Consider the following 21,752-nt stretch of genomic DNA (forward strand, 5'->3'; position numbering starts at 1 on the left):
ATGACGCAGAACATCTACGACAGCGCCGAGTTCTTCGCGGGCTACAGTCGCCTTCCGCGCTCCCTGGAGGGATTGGCGGCCGCGCCGGAATGGCCGACCCTGCAGTCGATGCTTCCCGACCTGAACTGCGGGTCGCCGACCTGGGCTGTGGCTTCGGATGGTTCTGTCGCTGGGCGCGCGAGGTCGGAGCGGGCTCCGTGCACGGCCTCGACGTTTCGGAGAACATGCTGGCGCGGGCACGCGAAACCACGGCCGATCCCGCCATCCGCTACGAACGCGCCGACCTCGAGACGCTCGTGCTGGCCGAGGGCGCCTTCGATCTCGTCTACAGTTCGCTCGCCTTGCACTACGTCGAGAACCTGCATGGGCTGTTCGAACAGGTGCGCCGTGGCCTCGTGCCGGGCGGCCGCTTCGTCTTCTCGGTCGAGCACCCGATTTACACCGCGCCTGCCCGTCCCGGCTGGACGCGCGATCCCGACGGCCGCCTCGCCTGGCCGGTGAATCGTTACGCCGAGGAAGGCGCCCGCTCGACCGACTGGCTGGCCAAAGGCGTCCTCAAGCAGCACCGCACGCTTGCCAGCTACGTCAACCTGCTGATCGAGAACGGTTTCACCCTCGCGCGGCTGGAAGAATGGTCCGCGAGCGCGGACGACGTTGCCGCCCATCCCGACTGGGCGGGTGCCGACGAGCGTCCCTCTTTCCTTCTGATGGCAGCACACCGATGACGACCCGCGCCCAAGCCCGCGCCCTGATCGAGCGACTGCACGAGATCTGGGGCACCGGTGAACTCGACGCGATCCCGGAAATCTATGCCGCCGACTTCGTCGCGCACATGCCCAAGGGCTGGGGCAAAGGCGAGAGCCGCGACGGGCACGACGGCATCCGCCGCGCCATCGAACGCCTCCGGGCCGGCTTTCCCGACTGGCGCGAACATATCGACGACATGATCATCGACGGCGACCGGGTCGCCGTGCGCTATCACTCGACGGGAACCCATCTCGGCCCCTTCGGCAAACGCGCGCCGACCGGCCGTGCGATCAATGTCGACGAACTCTCGATCTTCCGCATCGAGAACGGTCGCGTCGCCAAGCAGTGGTGCCTCAACGACGACCTGGCCTTCGACAAGCAAATCGACGGCAGGAGCCTCGACTAGGACCAGGTCGCCAGGGGTCGGCCCGAAATAAACCCGCGGTCGAGACGACGGAATTGCCGGATGATCCTTCGGTCCAGACCGAAGGAATGTTCGGCGCATCCATGGTAGCAAGCCTGGCCATGGCGTCGAGACTGCCCCTCCTCATCCTGCTGATCGCCGTCACCTGCCTCAGCCAGTTCTATCGCGTGTCCAACAGCGTGATCGCACCGGAGCTCGTGCGCGACCTCGATCTCAGCGCGCGCCAGCTCGGCTGGGCGGGCAGTGCCTTCTTCTTCGCGCTGTTCGCCGTGCAGATCCCGGTCGGCATGTGGTTCGACCGGTTCGGCGCACGCCGGACGGTGGCGGCCCTGTCGCTGCTCGCCATGCTGGGCTCGCTGTGGATCGCGAACGCGAGCGATGCCGCCGACCTGATCGCTGGGCGCACCATCGTCGGCGTGGGCTGCGCCGCCTCGTTCATGTCGGTGGTGTTCCTGTGTTCGCGCTGGTTCGAGCCGGCCCAACTCGCGACGCGCCTTTCCTGGGTGTTCGCCGCCTCGAACATCGGCACGCTGGCGGCCGCGACACCGCTCGCCTGGATCGCGGCCACGGTCGGCTGGCGCACAGGCTTCGTCGGCCTTGCCATCGTCACACTGCTGGTGGCGCTGGGCTTCCTGGTCTTCGTGCGCGACCGGCCGCCGGAGTATCGCGGGCCCGAGCCCGCGCGCGAATCGGCGAGCCAGATCCTGCGCGGCCTCTGGGAAGTCTGGCGCACACCCGGCCTCGGCCCGGTGCTCTCGATGCACTTCTTCGCCTACGCGACGATGCTGACGGTACTCGGCGTATGGGGCGGGCCCTATCTCTACGACGTGCACAAGCTCGACGGCGTCGCGCGCGGTAACGTGCTGCTGGCCATGGGCGTGGCGCAGATCCTGGGCATCCTCGCCTATGGGCCGATGGACCGGGTCCTGCGCTCGCGCAAGCGGGTCGTGTTTGGCGGTGCCGCGATCTCGGTGGTGCTGCTGGCAACCCTGGCCGCCCTGCCCCGTCCGCCGCTCTGGCTCGCCGTCGCCCTGCTGATCGCCTTCTGCTTCTTCTGCGCCTACGGGACGGTGATCGTGGCGCAGGGCCGCGCGCTGTTTCCCGACCGCCTGGCCGGGCGCGGCGTCACCACCGTCAACATGGCGCAGTGCCTGGGCCTCACCGTGCTGCCAGCCATCGCGGGCTACATCGTCGAAGCCTTCGGCGCCGGCGACACCGCCTATCGCTGGGTCTTCGGCATGCTCGCCGCCGGGATCGTGCTGGGCTCGTTCGCCTATGTCCGGGCGCGCGACAGCTTCACGGCGTGAACCGCCCTACTTCGTCGCTTCCTTGAGGTAGGCCACCAGGTCGGCGAGCTGGCCGCCATTCTTAACGCCGTTGTAGAGCATCTTGGTGCCGGGCACCTTGCCCTTGGGATCGCGGTTGTACTCGGCGAGCGTCGCCTCGTCCCAGACGATGCCCGAATTCTTCATCGCGTCGGAGTAGGCATAGCCTGCGCTGGTGCCGGCCTTGCGCCCGAACAGACCGTGGAGGTTGGGACCGGTCGCCTGCGCGCCGTCCTTCTCCAGCGTGTGACACGAACGGCATTGGGTGTTGAAGACGCGCTGGCCCTTCGAAGCCTCTCCTGATTGCGCGGCGGCGGGGCCGGCCGCGGTCGCCAGGCCGGCGACGATCACAGCGGCGGCAGTGATCCAATTTTTCATTACGCTACTCCTGATGCTTCCGGGAAGGATGCCCTATATCGGCAGGATGCAGCAAAACCTGTTCGATGCCGATGGCGGAAAGGAGGCACTGGGACCCGGCGCCACGGTACTTCGTGGATTCGCACGAAAGCGTGATGTCGAGCTGCTGGCGGCAATCGAGGCGATCACGGCCCGTGCACCCTTCCGGCACATGGTGACGCCCGGCGGCTTCGAAATGTCGGTGGCGATGACCAATTGCGGCGCGGCCGGCTGGGTCACGGATCGAACGGGCTACCGGTATCAGGCGCGCGATCCGCAAACCGGCGCGCCTTGGCCTGCCATGCCACCGGAGTTCCTCGAGCTGGCCGCCGAAGCGGCGGCCGCAGCCGGGTTCGCAACCGTCGTTCCCGACGCCTGCCTGATCAACCGCTACGAGCCCGGCGCGAAGCTGTCGCTGCACCAGGACAAGGACGAGGCCGATTTTGCCCATCCCATCGTGTCGGTCTCGCTCGGCCTGCCCGCCACCTTCCAGTTCGGCGGTGCGAAGCGCGGCGATCCGGTCCGGAAGATCACGCTGGAGCACGGCGACGTGGTGGTGTGGGGCGGCCCGTCCCGCCTGTTCCATCATGGCGTGCTGACATTGAAAAGCGGCGAACATCCGCTGACCGGATGCCGCCGCTTCAATCTCACGCTTCGCAAGGCGCTTTGAGGAGAGGGCCTATTCCGCCTTGATGTTCTGTTCCCTGATGAGCGTCGTCCAACGCTTCTCTTCCTTCTCGAGGAAGGTCTTGAACTCGGCCGGTGTCGAGGCACGGATCTCCACGCCCTGCGGCTTGAAGCGCTCGATCATCTCGGGCTCGGCGGCGATCTTGGCGATCGCCTTCTGCAGCTTGTCGACGATCGCCTTGGGCGTGCCGGCCGGCACCACCATGCCCTGCCAGAACACCGCCTCGAAGTCGGGCAGGCCGGCCGCCTCGACGACGGTCGGAATGTCGGGGAAGGCGGGCGAACGCTTGAGGCTCGAGATGGCGATGGCCCGGGTGCGGCCCGTCGCCAGGATCGGCTTCGCTTCGAGCGCGGCCGAGAACATCATCTGGGCCTGGCCCGAGGCCACGTCCTGCCCGGCCTGCGCGCCGCCCTTGTAGGGAACGTGCGTGATGTTGAGCCCGGCCTGCGCTTTCAAGAGTTCGGCGGCGAGATGGTTGGTGGCGCCGATGCCCGAGCTCGCGATGTTGAACTTGCCCGGGTTGGCTTTCACGGTGGCGATCAGCTCGGCCATGTTCTTGGCGGGGAAGTCGGCGTTCACGTGCAGGATGAAGGGCGTGAACGACATCAGCGACACGAGCTCGAAGCTCTTGTTCGGGTCGTACTGGACCTGGCCCGTGAGCGTCGGATTGATGATCAGCGACGTGCCGGCGGCATAGATCGTGTAGCCGTCGGGGGCAGCCTTGGCGACGAAGTTGGACGCCACGGTGGTGGCGGCACCGGCGCGGTTGTCGACGATGAACGGCTTGCCGAGTTCCGCCGAGAGCTTCTCGGCATAGACGCGGGCCACGGCGTCGTTCACGCCACCCGGCGGATAGGGCACGACCAGCGAGACCGGCTTCTGCGGCCAGTCGGTTTGCGCCGAGGCGGCAAACGGCAGCAGCAGCGCGGCGAGCGCCGACGCCACGAATACGGAACGCTTCATGATTTTCCTCCCAAGACTTCTCTATTCGGCGACGAAGACGGGCAACGTCACCTCTTTGTTGACCGGCTCGAAGCCCAGCTTCACGCGCCGGCCGATCTTCAGCTCGGACTCGGGAATGCCGTGCAGCTGCGCATTGACCCTCACGCCGGCATCCATATCGACCAGCGCCACGATATAGGGCGCCGATGCCTTGAAGAAGAAGTTGAACGGATGGTGGCACACCGTCCACGCATGGAGGCTGCCGCCCAGCGGCGCCTCCCTGAACTCGCTCTCCATCGAGAAGCAGTGCGGGCAGACCGGCCGCGGATAGTGCCGGACCCTGCCGCAGGACGAGCAGTACTGTAGTAGGAAGCGGCCCTCGCGCATGCCGTCCCAATAGGTTTGGCTCTCGCGCGTCGGCGTCGGCAGCGGGCGTTCGGGGGCCGGCGGAGCGGCCGGTGCGGGAGCCTGGCTCATGCCGCCCTCCTCAGGATCGCGATTGAGCCGTCGCCCATGTCGCCGTAGCCGGTGACGAGGCCGGTCTCGGCATCCTTCACCTGCGCCTTGCCGGCCTCGCCGCGCAACTGGCGTGTCAGCTCGATCACGTGGTTGAGGCCAACTACATGGCCCTGGCTCAACAGCCCACCATGGGTGTTGATCGGCAGTTCGCCGCCCAGCGCGATGCGGCCATCCATCACAAACGGACCACCTTCGCCGGTCTTGCAGAAACCCAGGATTTCCAGCTGGCGGATCACCGTGAAGGTGAAGCAGTCGTAGATCTCGGCCACGTCGATGTCCTTCGGTCCCACACCCGCCATCGCGTAGGCGCGCGGCGCCGATTTCACCAGGCCGAACTCCAATATGTCCGGGCGCTGCGCGATCGAGGCCGGTGAATCGGGATGGCCCTCGGCCACGCCGGCGATGGTCACCAACGGCTTGCGGAGATCCTTGGCGCGCTCCGTGGCGCTCACGATCACCGCGGCACCGCCGTCGCTCTCGAGGCTGCAGTCGAACAGCCGGAACGGATCGGAAATCATGCGCGAGGCGTGATGATCCTCGACCGTGAGCGGCTTGTTCATCACCACGTTGCCGTTGAGGATCGCATGCTGGCGCGTCACCACCGCCACTTCGGCGAACTGCCGCGCCGTCGTGCCGTAGAGCTCCATGTGGCGACGTGCGCCCTGGGCGTAGAGCTGGGCCGGCGCGAACATGCCGATCGGCGCCTCGAACTCGGCGGCCTGAGCGAACACCGGGAACTGCTGCAGGCGCGTCGAGACGCGCGAGCCGGAGTAACCGGTGCGGCCGACCGAGATCAGCACGTGCTTGCAGACGCCGGTCGTCACCGCCATCGCCGCCATCTGGATGGCCGCCGTGCAGGTGGCCCCGCCCATCGGGATGAAGGCCGAGAGCGTGAGATCCTTCAGCCCGAGATTGGCGATGAAATCCTCGGCGATCGCGCCACCCGGAAAGTACGGGATCACGCCATCGACATCGCGCGGATGGATCCCGGCGTCGTCGAGCGCCTTGAGGCTGGCCTCGAGTTGCAGCGCGAGCCCGCTCTTGGTCGTGCCGCGTGTGTACGCGGTCTCGCCAATGCCGCTGACGGCCGCCTTGTCGCGAAGCGGATGCACCATCTTGATTTCCTCCGGCGCGCATTGTGCCGGAAGCGGCGCATCAGGCAATCAGTCTGCGCGGATATTTCCCGCCTTGATCACCTCGCGCCAGCGCGGCAACTCCTTGGCGATGAGCGCCGTGTAGCCCTCCGCGCCCAGAGTCCCGGGGCGGATGCCGAGCTTGTCGAAACGCTCCTTGATCTCCGCGCTTTGCAGGGCGGCGGCGATCTCCACCTCCCATCGCTTGGCGATCTCGGGCGGAATGCCAGCGGGCGCGGAAAAGCCGAACCAGTTGGTCGCCACGACCTCGGGAAATCCCGCCTCGCGGAAGGTCGGCACGTCCGGCAGGGTTGGCGCGCGCTGGTCCTCGCTCACTGCGAGCGGCTTCATGCGCTTGGAGGTGAAGTAACCGGTCGCCGTCGGCAGGCTCTCCATCAGCGCCGTGATCTGGCCGCCCATCAGGTCGTTCATCGCCGGCGCCGAGCCGCGATAGGGAATATGCGTGAGCTGCACCTTGGTCGAGAGCGCGAGCAACTGCCCGACCAGATGGTTCATCGTGCCGTTGCCGCCGGAACCGTAGGTGACCTCGCCCGGCTTGGCGCGCGCCATCTCGATCAGCTCCTTCGCCGAGCCGATTGACGACGTGCCATTGACTGCCAGCACGGTCGGGAAGGTGCCGACCAGATGGATGTGCGTGAAGTCGGCCAGGGGATCGTAAGGCACGTCCTTGTAGAGGACCGGCCCGATCCCGTGCGAGGCGGCGCTCGAGATCATGACGATATGCGCGTCGCCGCGGGCCTTGGCGACGATGTCGGCCCCCAGCATGCCGCCCGCGCCGGGCTTGTTCTCGACGACGATGGGCTGGCCGAGCTTCGTTCCGAAATACTCCGCCAGCGCCCGCGACATGATGTCGGCCGCACCCGCCGGCGGGAAGTTGACGATCCAGCGGATGGGCTTGGTCGGCCATGCCGCCGCACCCGTTGCGGTTTGCCCCGCGGCCATGCCCGGTGAAACGGCGGCGACGGCGCCGGCAAGCAGAAGATGACGTCGAGAGAGCATGGTTCTTGCTGAGCCTCCGGGGCCGTCGGGCTGTTAATGGACGACGGCATGGTGCAACATGCGTGCCGGCCGCCGCCGGCGACTGGAGTGATGATGGATTTCGACCTTGTGCTGCGCGATGTGCGGCTCGCCGACAGTACGCCCGATCAACCGACCACCGACATCGGCGTCGTCCAGGGCCGCATCGCCGCCATCGCCCCGAAGCTGGGCGGCAGCGCCAGGGAAGAATACAAGGGCCACGGCCGTCTGGTCTGCTCGGGCTTCGTCGATACCCACATCCATCTCGACAAGGCGTGCATCCTCGGCCGCTGCGAGCACAACACCAAGCGCATGCCGCACCTCGCCATGGAGCGCGTGTCGGCAGTGAAGCACACGATGACGGTCGAGGACGTGATCGAGCGTGCCTCGGCGACCATCGAGAAGTGCATCGGCCACGGCGCCACCCGCATGCGCCCCCATTGCGAAGTCGATCCCAAGATCGGGATGCGCGGCTTCGAGGGCGTCAAGGCGCTGGTCGAAAAGTACAAGTGGGCGATCGACATCGAGCTCTGCGTCATGCCTCAGGAAGGCTTGACCAACAATCCCGGCACCGACGAGCTCATGGTCGAGGCGCTGAAGAACGGCGCGAGGGTCGTCGGCGCGGCGCCCAGCTACGACAGCGACAGCGCGGCCCAGATCCATCGCGTCTTCGAAATGGCCCGCGAATTCGATGCCGATATCGACATGCATGTCGACAGCGGTCCCACGGCCGATCATCTCGACACGCTGCTGGTCTGCGATCTCGCCGAGAAATACAAATGGGGCGGCCGGGTCGCGGTCGGGCACGTCGGCAAGCTCTCGACCATGCCGTTCAAGGACCTCGACAAGGTCGCCCGGCGCATGGCCGACGCCGGCGTCGCCGCGACCGTGCTGACCGCGACCGACCTCTATCTCGGTGGACGGCACACCGATCACAACGTGCCGCGCAACGTCCTCGACCTGAACTTCCTGACCGAGCGCGGCGTCACCTGCTCGGTCGCGTCCAACAACATCCTCAATCCGTTCACGCCGTTCGGCGACGGCCAGCTGCTGCGGCAGGTGAACATGCATGCCATCGTCACCCAGCGCGCCAACGACGACGAGGTGAAGGCACTCTGGGACATGACGACCACGACGGCCGCCAAATTGATGCGCAAGGACGATTACGGCATTGCCGTCGGCGGCCCGGCCGACCTCGTGGTCCTCGATGCCCCCGATGCGGTCATGGCCCTCAGAACCATCGCGCCGGTCCTGGCCGCCTACAAGAACGGCCGCCGCACCGTGACGCGCGAACCCGTCCAGCTCCACCGGCCGTAATCGATTTCAAGAAGAGGAAGCTATGTCGAAAGAAGAACTCGTCACCCTGTCGTCGGTCGAGCTGCGCCGCCGCATCGGCACCAAGGAAATCTCGCCGGTCGAACTGCTCGACGCCTGCCTCGAGCGCATCGAGGAGGTGAACCCCGCGGTGAACGCCGTGACCGCGATGTGCGTCGACCGCGCCCGCAAGGAGGCCAAAGCCGCCGAGGCCGCGGTGCGCCGCGGCGAGGACCTGCCGCTGCTGCACGGACTGCCGACCGGCATCAAGGACCTCGAGGAGACCAAGGATCTCCTCACCACCTACGGCTCGCCACTCTATCGCGACTATGTGCCGGGCTACGACAACGTCATGGTCGGCCGCGTGCGCGCCGCCGGCGCCGTCGTCGTCGGCAAGACCAACGTGCCGGAATTCGGCGCCGGCTCGAACAGCCGCAACCCGGTGTGGGGTGCCACCGGCAATCCCTTCAACCCGATGCTCAATGCCGGCGGTTCGTCGGGCGGCTCGGCGGCCGCCCTCGCCACCGACATGCTGCCGGTCTGCACCGGCTCGGACACCGGCGGCAGCCTGCGCAATCCCGCCGCCTTCTGCGGCGTGGTGGGCTTCCGCCCCTCGCCCGGCATGGTCGCGGTCGAGCGCCGCGCCATGGGCTGGACGCCGATCTCGGTACTGGGACCCATGGGCCGCAGCGTTGCAGACGTCTGCCTGCTCTTCGCCACCCAGGTCGGCCAGCACGACAGCGATCCGCTCTCCTTCCCGCTCGAGCCGGAAGCCTATGCCGAGCCGTGGCCGGTCGATCTCGGAAGCCTGCGGGTCGCCTACACCGAGGATTTCGGCGGCGCGCCGGTCGAGAAGTCGATCCGCCAGACCTTCCGCGAGAAGATCAAGGCGATGAAGCCGTTCTTCCGCAGCCTCGACAAGGTGGATGTCGATTACGGTGGCGCCGACCGCTGCTTCGACGTGATCCGCGCCGTGAGCTTCCTGTCGCGTTACCACGACGCCTACAACAACAAGCGTGAGATGCTCGGGCCGAACATCATCGCCAACTACGAGCTCGGTGCGAAGCTCAGCCTGGCCGACTTCGCCTGGGCGCATGGCGAGCAGACCCGGATCTTCCGGGCCTTCCAGGAAATCTACAAGGAGTACGACCTGGTCATCGGTCCGACCGTCGGCTTCTCGCCCTTCCCCTGGAAGCAGCTCTACATCGAGGAAATGGACGGCAAGAAGCTCGGCACCTACTACCACTGGATGGCGACCAAGTACTTCGTCACCCTGACCTCAAATCCTGCCGTCTCCCTGCCTTGCGGCCTCGACGACAGGAAGATGCCGTTCGGCCTGCAGGTGGTCGGCCGCTTCCGCGGCGACGGCGAGGTGCTGGGCGCGGCCCATGCCATGGAACAGGCGTTCAAGACCAACCCGGTGCTCGCGCGGCCGCTGCCCAACATTTCCAAGCTGCGCAAACCGGTACCGGCCCTGAAGTCGATCGTCACCCATCCGCCGAAGCTCAACGCCAAAGTCGCGCGCGGCCCCGCGCCCGGCGCACTCTAGCCAACAGCCCGAAACGCCCGGCACCCATCGCGGTTGCCGGGCGACGGGGCTTTACAAAACTTCAACTTTTCGCCCGGGCGATGCCACTTCGGGCGACGTACCTCGTTCTATAGTCAAGCACCTGTCGCGAGACACGGTTCGACCCCAAACGGAGGTAGCGATGAACAAGCTGAAGTTCGTGATGGCGGCGGGCCTGCTGGCCGCGACCGCCGCCTGCACCCAGACCGGCTACGACAATTCGTACGCCTACAATAGTGGCTACAATACCCGACCGGCCTACAACAACGGCTACTACGCCCAGCGTCCGGCGTACGGCAGCAACTACGCCTACAACAACAGCGGCTACTACCGGAACAGCTACAACAGTTCCTACAATCGTCGCGGTCCGAACGGCGACTACGATCGTGACGGCGTGCCCAACAGCCGCGACATCGACGCCAACGGTGACCATGTCCCGGACGCGTTCCAGCGCTAGCCGGCGTCCGACATTCCCCTTCGGCGGCTCCCGGAGAAATCCGGGAGCCGTTTCTGCGTCCGGTCACTACTCGATCACGGCCCGCCTTCATTAAGACGCCGTTGCGTCCACGGCCCGCCGCCGTCGCTCGCGACTCTGCTTGCATGGGAACGTCCCCATCGAAACCGGGCGTTCCTCTTGGAGGGACAGAATGCGCTGCGTCAGTTGGCTCGCCGCCGCGGGCCTTGTGATGGTGACGGCGGGGTGCGTTGAACAGTCGGGCTATCCGACGACTTATGGCTACAGCCCCGGTTACGGGTCGAACTACGGCTACACCGGCTATTCCAACAACTATGTCAGCCAGCCGAACTACTACCGGCCGGCCCCGACCTACTACGCACCGCCGCCGCAGGTGGTGACCCAGACCCGATACGTGCCGGTGCCCGTGGCCCCGCCGAGGCCGTCCTATCATCGCGCGAGGGACAGCGATCGGGACGGCATCCCCGATCGGTACGACCGCGACAAGAACGGCGACGGTGTCCCCGACAAGTACCAGCGCTCGCGCTGGTGATCGGCCAATCAAAGCTTGGCCGCCTGAGCGTCAGGACATCGCTTTGCGATGTCCGTGAGCGCCGAAGGAAGAGCGGCCCAGGCGAATCAACGGCCCCTGCCGCGGATTTCCGCGTCATGCTGGCCGAGCGTCGGCGCCGGACGGTGGACACCGCCCGGCGTCGCCGACAGCTTGAGCGGCACGCCGAGCGTCTTCTGCCGGCCGGCCCTGGCATGTTCGACCTCGGCCACCATGCCGCGCGCCAGGATCTGCGGATCGGCGAAGACCTCGTCGTGGTGCAGCACCGGCCCGGCCGGGATACCCTCTTTCTCCAAGGTCGCCATCCAGTCGTCGGTCGTGCGCTTCGCGATCTCGGCCTGCAGGATGGCGACGATTGCCTCGTTGTTCCTCACGCGGTCGGCATTGGCCTTGAAGCGTGGATCTTCGGGCAACTCCGGCCGGCCAATCAGGGCGCAGAGCCGGCGGAAGAAGTTCTGCTGCGCCCCGCCGATGGTCAGCCATCCGTCCGCCGTCTGGAACACCTGGTAGGGCGAGGAGCCGCGATGGCCCTGGCCGAGTTTCTCCGGCCTGAGGCCATTGGCGAAATAGTTGGCGGCCTCGTAGACGCCCAGCGACACGGTGGCTTCGAGCAGCGAGGTCTCGACCCACTGGCCCTCGCCCGTCTTGTGCCGCGCCTGCAGGGCGCTCAGCACGCCGATGGTGAGATAGAGGCCGGCGCCCACGTCGGAGATGGCGAGCGGAATGCGGTAGGGCGGGCCGTCTTTCGGACCCGTCACCGACATCAGGCCCGACATGGCCTGGATGATCAGGTCGAAGCCGCCGCGCGCGGCATAAGGGCCGGTCTGGCCGAAGCCCGAGATCGAGCCCAGCACCAGGCGCTTGTTGCGCGCGTGCAGTTCTTCCCAGCCGAGGCCCAGCCGCTTCATCACGCCTGGACGGAAATTCTCCAGCACCACGTCGGCGCCGTCGACCAGCTCCCAGAAGACCTCGAGGTCGTCCTCGTTCTTGAGGTCGAGCCTGAGGCCGCGCTTGTTCCTGTTCCACAGCATGAAGGGCGCCGATTCACCCTCGACGAACGGCGGCGCGCCGCGCATCGAATCGCCCTGCGGGCTCTCGATCTTGATGACGTCGGCGCCCATGTCGGCGAGCTGCATGCCGCAGAAGGGACCGGAGAGATGGGTCGTGAGGTCGAGGACGACCAGACCGTCGAGTGCGCCTGCCATGTTGCCTATCCCAGGAGTTTGCGGAGATCGTCGAGCGTGCTTGCCCATTTGCTGACGCCGAGGTGGTTCGACACAATTCGACCCGCCTGCACGATCAGGAACCGCGGCGCCCCGCTCTTGCGAGGGATCTGGGCGAGGATCGGCGCCAGGTCACCCGGCCAGTATCGCTCCTGGTAGGCCTCGCGGAAACGCGCCGCCTCGACCTCTTCCCAGGCGACCTGGCGAAACTCGGGCGAGGCGATCCAGGCGGCGAGATACTCGCGCTTCCAGCGCACGCAGGGCGGACAGTCCGGACCGCCGATCAGGATCACCCTGATCTCCGCCGGGACGGCGCGTGCCGGAGCACCGGCGGCCGCCGCGACAGCGAGTCCGGCGAAAAGAAGCGCGCGGCGATTCATATCCGCTAATGTAGGCCCGCATGGCACGCGCGACCAAACCCTCTCTCGTCACCCTGGGGGATTTCTTCCATTTTGCCGTCGCGCGTTTCCGCAGCGCGCGGCTGACCTACGGCCACGGCACGACCAACGCGGTCGACGAGGCCGCCTTCATGGTGCTCGAAGCGCTGCGCCTGCCGATCCACCGGATCGATCCGTGGCTCGACCTCGTGCCGACCGAACCCGAGAAGGCGCGCCTCATGACCTTGATCGAGGCGCGGATCGCGCTGCGCATGCCGGCCCCCTATCTGCTCGAAGCCGCCTATATGCACGGCGTGCGGTTCCACATCGATCGCCGGGCACTGATTCCGCGCTCCTTCATCGGCGACCTGCTGGCCGGCGGCGCCCTCCCGACCGCCAAGCCGCGGCGCATCCTCGATCTCTGCTGCGGCTCCGGCTGTCTCGCCATCCTCGCGGCGCTCGCCTTTCCGCGCGCGAAGATCGATGCGGTCGACCTCTCGGCCGGCGCGCTGGCACTGGCCCGGCGCAACGTGGCGACGCATCGCTTCGGCGACCGCATCACCGTGCATCGCGGCAACCTCTTCAAGCCGCTGCAAGGCCAGCGCTACGACCTGATCATCAGCAACCCGCCCTATGTCGATGCTGGCGGCATGGCCAAACTGCCCCCCGAATTCCGGCACGAGCCGCGCATGGCGCTGGCGGCTGGCGACGATGGGCTGGATCTCGTCCATCGCATCCTGGCCGAAGCGCCGAAGCACCTGACGAAGAGCGGCGGCCTGGTGTGCGAGATCGGCCGCGGCCGGCCACCGCTCGAAGCCGCCTATCCGCGGCTGCCCTTCATCTGGCTCGACACGGAACTCAGCGAAGGCGAGGTCTTCTGGCTGTCGCGCAGCGACCTCGCCTAGGCCGCATCCCCAAGGCAGATCCCCAGGGCGCGGGCGGTGCGGACGAGCGTGCCATCGGGGTCGACGGTCCGCGACTTGCCGACCACCTTCGACAGCGGCACGTCGATCACCTGCCGGTTCCACCAGGCCACCATGTGGTCGCCCTTTCCTTCGGCCAGCAGGTCGACCGCGCGCACGCCCAGCGCCGAGGCGAGCAGACGGTCCTCTGCCGTCGGCATGGCGCCGCGCTGCACATGCCCCAGGACCGTCGCCCGCGCTTCCGCGCCGGTGGCCTTCGCCAGCCGCTTGGCCAACCAGTCGCCGACGCCGTGATCGGGCGCATCGGCCGAGGGATCGGCTGCCTCGTCCGACTGGCCGGCGGCTTCCGCCACCACGACCAGGGCGGACGTCCGTCCCACGGTCCGCAGGGCCGCAATGTGCTCGACCACATTCTCCAGCCGCCAGCGGATTTCGGGGATCAGCACGATGTCGGCGCCACCGGCTATACCCGCCGCGATGGCGATGTGTCCGGCATCGCGGCCCATCACCTCCAGCACCATCGTACGATCGTGGCTGGCGCCGGTCGGCTGCAAGCGGTCGAGTGCCTCGGTGGCAATCGCGACCGCGGTCGAGTAGCCGATCGCGCGCTCGGTCTGGCCGACATCGTTGTCGATGGTCTTGGGAATACCGACGAAGGGGATACCCGAAGGGCCGAGGAGCTTGCGCAGGATGGCGAGGCTGCCGTCGCCGCCGACCCCGATCAACCCGTCGAGGCCGAGCTGCTTCAGCCCCTCGACCATCTCAGCCGACCGGTCCTTGCGGCTGCCGTCGGGCATCGGGAAGGCGAAGGGGTTGCCGCGATTGGTGCTGCCGAGGAACGTACCGCCCTGCCGTGCGAGCGCAGCGCTAAGCCGGTCGGGATCGAGCGTCACCGCCTGTACGGGGCGCTCCAGCAGGCCGAGCGTGCCGTAGCGTAGTCCGACGGTCGTCCAGCCATGGCCATGATGCGCGCGCAGCGTGACGGCGCGGATCGTGGCATTGAGGCCGGCACAGTCGCCGCCGCTGGTGAGGATGCCGATCCGTTTCGTCATCTTGGTACTCCTGGCTGCCGTGCGAACGACTGGTTGAAAGAGCCGATCAATCTTGAAAGCGAAACAGACCAGCGCAAAATCAAGGCATGAGGAAGCACTACCACACCTTCGCGGGATATAATGCCTGGGCCAACCGCCGGCTCTACGCGGCCGCGGCCGGACTCGACGATGCCGAGTATCGCGCCGATCGTGGCGCCTTCTTCAAGTCGATGCACGGCACGCTCAATCATCTGCTGGCAACCGATCGCATCTGGCTGAAACGCTTCACCGGCGAAGGCGATGCGCCGGACCGGCTCGACGCGATCCTGCACGAAGGCTTTGCCGAGTTGCGGGCGGCCCGCGAGGCGGAAGACCGTCGCATCGTCGCCAGGATCGAAAGTCTGGACGAGAGGCGACTTGCCGGCGTCATCCGCTATCGCCGCGTCTCGACGCCCGACGAGTTCGTGCAGGAGCTGATGCCGGCGCTGGACCACTGGTTCAACCACCAGACCCATCACCGCGGTCACGCCCATATGATCCTGACGGGCCTCGGCAAGGTTGCGCCGGAACTCGACCTGCTCTTTTATCAGCGGGAGGTCGCTGCCGGCCGCGCATGAGGAATCCCATGATTTCCAGACTTGCCGCCTTCTCCCTCGTTCTTGCGTTGGCCGCCTGCGCAAGCCCGCAACAGTCCGCCGACGACAGGACGACGCCGCTGGCCGGGCGCAGCTATGCAGTGCCCAACGCGCTGCTGCTTTATCAATATTCGGGCGGCACAACGCGGCCGATCGCGAACTCGCCCCTCGGTGTCGTCGATGGCTGTGCTGCCGAGGGGGTCGCCAGCCCTCGCCGGACGGGCTTCGACTGTCCCTAACTAACCGCCAACACTATTTGAGTTCGCAGACCGACCGGGTGCGGCCAGGACCGGGCCAGCGCGAATCGCAGACCGCGAGAGTCTCGCCCCCGGTACCGTAGAGGACGCTGGTCCAGGTTCCGTCGTCGACCGGCCGCACGATCATCGCCGCGAAGTCGCGCAGGCCGACGATCCAGGCCGGGCTCCTGTCGAGTCCCTCGACGCGCACCGGTGCCCTGGGATCGTCCGGCGAAGGCGGCGGCTGCACGTGCGACAGCTCCATGCCGCCGGTACCGACGGCCAGATGCGGCGGGCGCGGCCCCTCGAAGCCGATCGCCTGGAACCGGTGCATGTGGCCAGCGATGACGGCGGTGACGTGAGGCGGCAGCCCGCGGCCGAAGACGCGATTGATGGCCTCGCGCTGGGTCTCGTTGATGAAGCCGTAAGGCGTGAGGCCGATCGGCCCGCCCTTGTCGCGCTTCACCACTGCCCAGACCGGGCGGTGTGTCACCAGCCAGGTCGGCGTCGGATCCTCTTCGAGCATCCTCGCGACGTCGCGATACTGCGTGAGGTAGGTCTCGAGATTGTAGAGCACCGCATCGGCGGCATTTGCCGAATCAACGGCGATGATGTTCAGCTTTCCGAGTTTCAGCCGGAACGGCGCGTTGGAGACGATCGGGAAGGGCAGGCCCGCAAAGGGCTGCGCTGGCGGCGCAGGCCAGGCGCCAGGGCGCCAGTCCGCCGGCAGTTGCGGAGGGCATTCCTTCTGGTGATGACCGGGGCCGAGCAGGGTCGAGCCGGCATCGAGCAGGTAGAACCAGCCGGGCCCACCGCGGCTGCAGAGTTCGTGGTTGCCGCGGCTCATCAGCCATGGCGCGGCGACCAGCAGCTTCGCGGCCGGCCGGAAGAAATCGTCGCGCCAGTTGGTCCATTTGTCCGGGTTGGGACTGCCCTCGATGTTCTGGCTCCAAAAGGCGGCCCCGATGGGGAGGCTGGCCTCGTCCTCGTCATCGAGATCGCCGGTATCGTAGACGTTGACCTTGAGCGGCGCGGCGTAGCCGGTGAGGCTCGGCGGCAGCACCAGGCCGCGCTCGGTGCCGCGATAATTGTAGTCGCCGACATGGACGATCAGGTCGGGGCGCTTGTCGGCCTCCTCGTCCGACAGGACGCCGAACGGCCAGACCTTGGCGAAGCCGTCGCCGCCGCAATATTGCGGCTTGTCGAGCGCCTCGCCGCGGCAGCCGCTGTCGCCGATCAGCACGACGCGGCGCGGCGTGCCCAGCGAAACGTTCGGCAGGTCGATGCGACGATCGCCCAGGAAGACGCTGGCCGCCTCGCCCACCGGATAGAGTGCCTCGCAGACCGTCACGGCGTCGAAATGACCGCCCGGCGGCCGGCGGCGCGGCGTCATCGTCGTGGAGGCACCGCCCGCGGAGGAGCGCAGCACCGGACAGGCCGGTGCACGCTCGGCAACGCTGCGGACCATCGGCACGGGCTGACCATCACGGCCCTCCGCCAGCATCACGAAGGCGAAGAAGTCCCGCGACGAGGTCTGGGCGTGTGCGCCAAGGCTGGCAAACATGAAGGCAAGAGCGATGCAGACGATGCGCATGGACGGCGAACTCCGGAGGAATCCGTTGTATCCGGGGGATCGACTTCCTCAACCGAAATCGCAGTCGCCCTCAGGCCTGCCCAATGGACTTGGCCAACCTCAGGAAGGCCTTGAGAAGGACGTTCGGGTCGTCCTTGCGATAGATCGCATAGAGCTTCGAGAGCACTCTCCTGCTCCGGACGCTCAAGGGTCGATAGACGACGCGCGGCAGCTGGAGACTCCGGATGCAATCGGCGACCACGGCGACGCCGAGCCCCGCCGCGACCAGACTGACGGCCGTCTGCATTTCGCCGGTATCCTGATCGATATTTGGGTAGTAGCCCGCGGCACGGCACAGATCGACGATTTCGTCCGCCACACTCGGCGAGGCGTTGCCGCGGTAGAGCACGAACTTGTCATTCACGAGCTTCTCCAGCGGAACCACCTTGAGCGCCGCCAGGGGATGACGCTCATGCAACGCCACGATGAAGGGTTCGCGGTAGATCGCCTCCGAGGTCATGTCCCGCTCCCGGACCGGCGAGCGGGTCAGGGCCAGGGTGATCTTTCCCCCGGCAAGGGCTGCAATCTGCTCCGCCTTGATCAGATGCCGCATCTCAAGGCGCACCTGCGGGAACTCGCGATGAAACTGCTCGAGGATGCGCGGAAAGATTCCCAGCGAAGCCGAGCCGGTCATTCCCAGCACGATCCGCCCGACCTCCCCCTGGGCGACACCCTTGGCATGCGCGGTCGCGCGATCGAGCGCGGCAAACATTTCCCGGACGTCATGATGGAAGGCGGTGCCCGCCTCGGTCAGCTGGACGCGCTGATTGGCGCGGACGAACAGCTCGATGCCCAGCTCCTGTTCGAGAGCCCGGATCTGACGGCTGAGCGGCGGCTGCGACAAGTTCAGTCGCGCGGCCGCCTTGACGAAATGAAGCTCCTCGGCAAGCACCAGAAAGTACTTGAGCTGGCTGATCTTCATGGTGGCAGCGTGGCCGATCGCATGGCGCAACGCTGGCACAGGACGCGACGATGGGCCAGTTCGCGATGCCATCGCGGGCTGTCGCTCCGCCCAGGCAGACTAGATGTGCCGGTCGGCTTGCTGCCAGTAGGGCGCGCGCAGCAGGCGCTTCTGGATCTTGCCGGAGTCGTGGCGCGGCAGCCCCGTCCGGATTTCCACGCGCCGAGGCAACTTGAAGCCGCTGAGTCGGCCATTCAGGAACGCCTTGACCGTCTCGGGCTGGAGCACCGCTCCAGGATATGGCTCGACGAGGGCCATCAGCGCTTCGCCATACTCGGCGTCGGGAATGCCGAAGACGGCACAGTCTTTCACACCCGGCATGGCGCTCAACACCGATTCGACCTCGGCCGGATAGACGTTCGCACCACCGATGATCACCATGTCGCGCTTGCGATCGCAGAGGAACAGGAAGCCGGCCTCGTCCCGGTAGCCGATGTCGCCCAAGGTGACGAAGCCATCGCGTTCGATCTCCCGGCGCCTGTTCTCCTGACCGTGATAGGTGAAGTCGGGATAGTGGGCGAGCCGCGCGAATATTTCGCCGGGCACGCCGGCCGGACAATCGTTCCCATCGTCGTCGAGGACGCGCACGATGGCATGATCGGTCGCCTTGCCGACGCAACCGGGCCGCTCGAGCCAATCGGCCGAGGTGCTGAAGGCAATCGGCCCCGTCTCGGTTCCGCCGTAGAACTCGTTGATCACCGGTCCCCACCACTCGATCATCTGGCGCTTTATATCTACCGGACACGGTGCGGCGGCATGCAGGACGAAGCGCAGCGAGGACAGGTCGTAGCGCCGGCGGACTTCGTCAGGCAAGCCGAGCAACCGGACGAACATGGTCGGCACCATGAACAGGCTGGTGATGCGATGTTCCTCGATCAGCGCCAGCAGCCTTTCGGGCTCGAAGCGCGGCATGAGGACCAGGAGCTCCGCTGTGGCAGCGGCACTGAGCGCAATGCCATTCGGGGCGCCGTGGTAGAGCGGCCCTGGCAGCAGGATGCGCGCCTCCGGCGTCACGCCGTACACGGTGCGCCGGGTTTCCGCCATGAGCCGCTGTTGCTCAGGCGTCGGGGCGAACCGCCGAACGCCTTTCGGCCTTCCGGTGGTACCCGAAGTGTAGAGCATGCTTTGGGACATAGCCTTCGATGGGCCGGCATCAGCGGCCTGGGCCTGCAACCAGTCGCTCCAATTTCTTGCCGGACCCCGCGGAACAGCGGCACGTGCATCGATTCGATACGCTTCGATAACGTCGGAGGGGGTTGCGACCGCGAAAATGGTGAGGCCTGCCAGGATATCGTCGCCGAGAGGCATGAGCAGATCGGCATGCGCAACCAGTATCTTCGCGCCGCTGTCCTCGAGGATGTACGCGACCTCGGAAGGCGTCGAATGCCAGCTGATGGGCACGGTATGGGCCCCGACATGCGTCGCCGCGAGGCTCGCCTCGAGGAAAGCGATATCGTTGCGCATCAACAGCGCGACCGTGTCGCCGCTTCCCATTCCCATCGCGGCAAAACCGCCGGCCGCCTTCCGGACGCGAGCCTGCAGCTCGCGGCGCGACATCGACCGATCGGCCTGCCTGAACTCGGCCACCGACGTCAGACCCAGCCGCGCTTCAGCCACCGCCCGCCATCGACCATGAAATCGCAGCCGGTGACGAAGTCCCCGCCCGGCGATGCGAGGAACGCGCAGGCGTTGGCGATGTCATCGACCAGGCCGAAGGTACCCATCGCCATGCGCTCATATTCGTGGTCGGCGATGCCGCGGTCCTCGTACAGCCGCTTCAGCCCCTCGGTTCCGGCGATCGGGCCCGGCAGGACGTTGTTGACCCGGATGCCGTAGCCACCCCACTCGACGGCAAGACTGCGGGTCAGGGAGAGCACGCCCGCCTTGGCCGATGCGGCATGCGCACTGCCGGGCCAACCGGACAGGGCCTGCGGAACGGTGATGTTGATGATACGGCCGCCATGGGACGAGGCCTTGAGGCCGGCCAGAGCGGCCTGGCAACCGTTGAACGTTCCGTTCAGGTCGATGTCGATGACGGCCCGCCATCCGTTCTCCGACAGTTGCTCGGTCGGACAATGAAAGTTGCCGGCGGCATTGTTGACCAGGATGTCCAGGCATCCGAACCGGCCGACGATCCCGTCGACCGCTTCGCGCATCGCCGCGTGGTTGCGCACGTCGACCGCGATCGTGACCAGCTCCGCGGACGGCAGGTCGCGAAGCAGGTGCTCCCGGGCCTCCGCAAGCTTGTCTTCGCGTCGCCCGATGAAGACGACCGTGGCGCCGAGTTCCGCAAAACTCCGGACGATACCGAGACCGATGCCCGAACTGCCGCCGGTGACGAGGCCTATGCGCCCCTGGAGAAGATCGTCACGAAAGATCCGCGGTCGTCTTTCCGTACCGGTGTAGGGATCGGGCCGGGTTGCCACCTGGGGGATGTTCATGGGGTTTCCTTACCGCCTGTCGCGTGCTTCTTGTCGAGCGGCGAAACCTAGGCAACCGGCCCCCTCCCTCCCAATATTTTCCCGGTATCGATCCATGCCCTTTCGATATTGGCGATGCCGGAGCCTCCCATAACAAACTGGCGTCCACGGTCCGGCGCACAAGACCAGGCCATAGGGAGGCAACAATGAAGAGATTGATCACGTTGGCCATGGTTATGGCCATTGCGGCCGCGGCGCCGGCGCAGGCCCAGGACTACCCCAACCGGCCGATCCGGCTGGTCACCCTGGGAACGCCGGGCACGGCGAGCGACGTGCTCGTCCGCACGGTCGGCAAGCGTCTTTCGGAAAAACTGGGCCAGCCGGTCGTCGTCGACAACAAGCCCGGCGCCGACGGCGTGATCGCCGCGGCCGATGTCGCGAAGGCGCCGCCCGATGGCTACACGCTGCTGTTCGCCTCCAACAGCCCGATCGCGGCGGCCCCGGCCCTGCGCAAGTCGTTGCCCTATGATCCGATGGTGGATCTCACGCCCATCACGATGGTCGGCTACTTCACCTTCTTCCTGTACCTGAACGCGGACGTGCCGGCCAAAACGCTGGCCGAGCTCGTCGCCTACGCCAAGGCCAACCCGGGAAAGCTTTCCTACGGCAGCGGCAACACCACCGGCAGCGTCGGCGTGGCCCAGATCGCGGCGCTGACCGACACCCAGATGGTCCACGTCCCCTACAAGGGCGAGCCGCAGGCGATCGTGGATCTCCTGGGCGGCCGCATCGACATGATGATCGGCACGCCGACGACCGGCCTCAGCCACGTCAGGAGCGGCAAGCTACGGGCCCTGGTGACGACTCTAAAGCAGCGCTCGACGATCCTGCCCGACGTTCCGACAATCTACGAAGCAGGCCTGCCGCAATTCACGATCACCTCGTGGGGCGGCATGTTCGGCCCGGCGAAGATGCCGAAGGAGATCGTGGCACGCCTCAACAAGGTGCTGATCGAAGTCATCCAGGAACCCGAAGTGGCCAAGACCCTGGAAGCGCAAGGTTTCGCGCTCGCGACCTCGACCCCCGAGGAGCTTGGGTCCTATCTCAAGGGTCAGATCGAGGCCTGGAAGGCATCCGCCCGGGCCGCCGGCATCGAACCGGAGTGAGGCACGGGCGCTGACTAAAGCATCCGGGA

The 21,752-nt window shown here is 66.7% G+C and carries 23 protein-coding genes and 1 pseudogene; 12 read left to right on the forward strand and 12 right to left on the reverse strand.

Annotated elements, in window-relative coordinates:
* The 3 genes and pseudogenes from EPO41_RS21375 to EPO41_RS21385 all read left to right on the forward strand — a co-directional run bounded on the left by EPO41_RS21375 (position 1) and on the right by EPO41_RS21385 (position 2,478).
* A pseudogene (locus tag EPO41_RS21375) lies at positions 1-725 on the forward strand (class I SAM-dependent methyltransferase).
* Positions 722-1,153 carry an ester cyclase gene (locus EPO41_RS21380; protein WP_296329410.1) on the forward strand — a complete coding sequence of 144 codons (432 nt, stop codon included), beginning with the start codon at positions 722-724 and terminating at the stop codon, positions 1,151-1,153. Before EPO41_RS21375 ends, EPO41_RS21380 begins: the two are co-directional and overlap by 4 nt.
* 119 nt (positions 1,154-1,272) lie before the next feature.
* A complete protein-coding gene (locus EPO41_RS21385) occupies positions 1,273-2,478 on the forward strand; it encodes an MFS transporter (protein ID WP_296329412.1) in 1,206 nt (401 codons plus the stop codon).
* 6 nt (positions 2,479-2,484) lie between these two features.
* Here EPO41_RS21385 and EPO41_RS21390 read toward each other — a convergent pair whose 3' ends face one another.
* On the reverse strand, positions 2,485-2,874 hold the full coding sequence (locus tag EPO41_RS21390) for a cytochrome c family protein (protein WP_296329415.1): 390 nt from the start codon (positions 2,872-2,874) through the stop codon (positions 2,485-2,487).
* 46 nt (positions 2,875-2,920) lie between these two features.
* Here EPO41_RS21390 and alkB point away from each other — a divergent pair, with 46 nt between their 5' ends.
* The gene (gene alkB, locus EPO41_RS21395; protein WP_296329418.1) at positions 2,921-3,562 is read left to right on the forward strand and encodes a DNA oxidative demethylase AlkB; all 642 of its coding nucleotides are present in this window, start codon (positions 2,921-2,923) and stop codon (positions 3,560-3,562) included.
* Positions 3,563-3,571: 9 nt separating this feature from the next.
* Here alkB and EPO41_RS21400 read toward each other — a convergent pair whose 3' ends face one another.
* From EPO41_RS21400 to EPO41_RS21415, 4 genes are read right to left on the reverse strand one after another with little or no spacing between them, the layout of a single operon-like run.
* Positions 3,572-4,543 carry a tripartite tricarboxylate transporter substrate binding protein gene (locus EPO41_RS21400; RefSeq protein ID WP_296329421.1) on the reverse strand — a complete coding sequence of 324 codons (972 nt, stop codon included), beginning with the start codon at positions 4,541-4,543 and terminating at the stop codon, positions 3,572-3,574.
* Between the two features lie 21 nt (positions 4,544-4,564).
* Complete coding sequence (locus EPO41_RS21405; RefSeq protein ID WP_296329424.1) at positions 4,565-4,999, reverse strand: Zn-ribbon domain-containing OB-fold protein; 435 nt, start codon at positions 4,997-4,999, stop codon at positions 4,565-4,567.
* Entirely contained in the window at positions 4,996-6,156 is a 1,161-nt protein-coding gene (locus EPO41_RS21410; protein ID WP_296329427.1) for a transporter, read from the reverse strand. The genes EPO41_RS21405 and EPO41_RS21410 overlap by 4 nt, the downstream gene beginning before the upstream one ends.
* A 48-nt stretch (positions 6,157-6,204) precedes the next feature.
* Entirely contained in the window at positions 6,205-7,194 is a 990-nt protein-coding gene (locus EPO41_RS21415; protein WP_296329429.1) for a tripartite tricarboxylate transporter substrate binding protein, read from the reverse strand.
* A 48-nt stretch (positions 7,195-7,242) separates the two neighbouring features.
* On the opposite strand from EPO41_RS21415, the gene EPO41_RS21420 reads away from it, so the two are divergent.
* The 4 genes from EPO41_RS21420 to EPO41_RS21435 all read left to right on the forward strand — a co-directional run bounded on the left by EPO41_RS21420 (position 7,243) and on the right by EPO41_RS21435 (position 11,100).
* Positions 7,243-8,529, forward strand: a complete 1,287-nt coding sequence (locus EPO41_RS21420) for an amidohydrolase family protein (RefSeq protein ID WP_296329432.1) — start codon at positions 7,243-7,245, stop codon at positions 8,527-8,529.
* 22 nt (positions 8,530-8,551) lie between these two features.
* Entirely contained in the window at positions 8,552-10,075 is a 1,524-nt protein-coding gene (locus EPO41_RS21425; RefSeq protein ID WP_296329435.1) for an amidase family protein, read from the forward strand.
* A gap of 160 nt (positions 10,076-10,235) precedes the next feature.
* Positions 10,236-10,550 (forward strand): hypothetical protein, encoded by a 315-nt coding sequence (locus EPO41_RS21430; protein WP_296329437.1) that lies wholly within the window; start codon positions 10,236-10,238, stop codon positions 10,548-10,550.
* A 190-nt stretch (positions 10,551-10,740) separates the two neighbouring features.
* Positions 10,741-11,100, forward strand: a complete 360-nt coding sequence (locus tag EPO41_RS21435; RefSeq protein WP_296329440.1) for a thrombospondin type 3 repeat-containing protein — start codon at positions 10,741-10,743, stop codon at positions 11,098-11,100.
* Positions 11,101-11,186: 86 nt separating this feature from the next.
* Here EPO41_RS21435 and EPO41_RS21440 read toward each other — a convergent pair whose 3' ends face one another.
* Both EPO41_RS21440 and EPO41_RS21445 read right to left on the reverse strand, forming a co-directional pair.
* A complete protein-coding gene (locus tag EPO41_RS21440; protein ID WP_296329443.1) occupies positions 11,187-12,323 on the reverse strand; it encodes a CoA transferase in 1,137 nt (378 codons plus the stop codon).
* Between the two features lie 5 nt (positions 12,324-12,328).
* A complete protein-coding gene (locus EPO41_RS21445; RefSeq protein WP_296329446.1) occupies positions 12,329-12,721 on the reverse strand; it encodes a hypothetical protein in 393 nt (130 codons plus the stop codon).
* Positions 12,722-12,741: 20 nt separating this feature from the next.
* Here EPO41_RS21445 and prmB point away from each other — a divergent pair, with 20 nt between their 5' ends.
* A complete protein-coding gene (gene prmB / locus EPO41_RS21450; RefSeq protein ID WP_296329449.1) occupies positions 12,742-13,623 on the forward strand; it encodes a 50S ribosomal protein L3 N(5)-glutamine methyltransferase in 882 nt (293 codons plus the stop codon).
* On the opposite strand, the gene EPO41_RS21455 is transcribed toward prmB, so the two are convergent.
* On the reverse strand, positions 13,620-14,693 hold the full coding sequence (locus tag EPO41_RS21455) for an ATP-dependent 6-phosphofructokinase (RefSeq protein ID WP_296329452.1): 1,074 nt from the start codon (positions 14,691-14,693) through the stop codon (positions 13,620-13,622). The genes prmB and EPO41_RS21455 overlap by 4 nt on opposite strands.
* Positions 14,694-14,779: 86 nt before the next feature.
* Here EPO41_RS21455 and EPO41_RS21460 point away from each other — a divergent pair, with 86 nt between their 5' ends.
* Together EPO41_RS21460 and EPO41_RS21465 are read left to right on the forward strand one after the other, a co-directional pair.
* Positions 14,780-15,289, forward strand: coding sequence for a DinB family protein (locus EPO41_RS21460; RefSeq protein WP_296329455.1), 510 nt, complete (start codon positions 14,780-14,782; stop codon positions 15,287-15,289).
* Between the two features lie 8 nt (positions 15,290-15,297).
* Positions 15,298-15,546, forward strand: coding sequence for a hypothetical protein (locus tag EPO41_RS21465; RefSeq protein WP_296329458.1), 249 nt, complete (start codon positions 15,298-15,300; stop codon positions 15,544-15,546).
* Positions 15,547-15,559: 13 nt separating this feature from the next.
* Here the strand turns inward: EPO41_RS21465 and EPO41_RS21470 are convergent, their stop codons facing one another.
* The 4 genes from EPO41_RS21470 to EPO41_RS21485 form a co-directional block, all read right to left on the reverse strand.
* The gene (locus EPO41_RS21470; protein WP_296329461.1) at positions 15,560-17,107 is read right to left on the reverse strand and encodes a metallophosphoesterase; all 1,548 of its coding nucleotides are present in this window, start codon (positions 17,105-17,107) and stop codon (positions 15,560-15,562) included.
* Positions 17,108-17,207: 100 nt separating this feature from the next.
* A complete protein-coding gene (locus EPO41_RS21475; RefSeq protein WP_296329464.1) occupies positions 17,208-18,098 on the reverse strand; it encodes a LysR substrate-binding domain-containing protein in 891 nt (296 codons plus the stop codon).
* 99 nt (positions 18,099-18,197) lie between these two features.
* Positions 18,198-19,754 (reverse strand): acyl-CoA synthetase, encoded by a 1,557-nt coding sequence (locus tag EPO41_RS21480; RefSeq protein ID WP_296329467.1) that lies wholly within the window; start codon positions 19,752-19,754, stop codon positions 18,198-18,200.
* Positions 19,730-20,578: an SDR family oxidoreductase gene (locus EPO41_RS21485; protein ID WP_296329469.1), complete on the reverse strand. Its 849-nt coding sequence runs from the start codon at positions 20,576-20,578 to the stop codon at positions 19,730-19,732. The genes EPO41_RS21480 and EPO41_RS21485 overlap by 25 nt, the downstream gene beginning before the upstream one ends.
* 185 nt (positions 20,579-20,763) lie before the next feature.
* Here EPO41_RS21485 and EPO41_RS21490 point away from each other — a divergent pair, with 185 nt between their 5' ends.
* Positions 20,764-21,723, forward strand: coding sequence for a tripartite tricarboxylate transporter substrate binding protein (locus EPO41_RS21490; RefSeq protein ID WP_296329473.1), 960 nt, complete (start codon positions 20,764-20,766; stop codon positions 21,721-21,723).
* Positions 21,724-21,752 lie beyond the last annotated feature (29 nt).

The sequence above is a fragment of the Reyranella sp. genome, from assembly GCF_004297265.1.
GTDB lineage: Bacteria > Pseudomonadota > Alphaproteobacteria > Reyranellales > Reyranellaceae > Reyranella.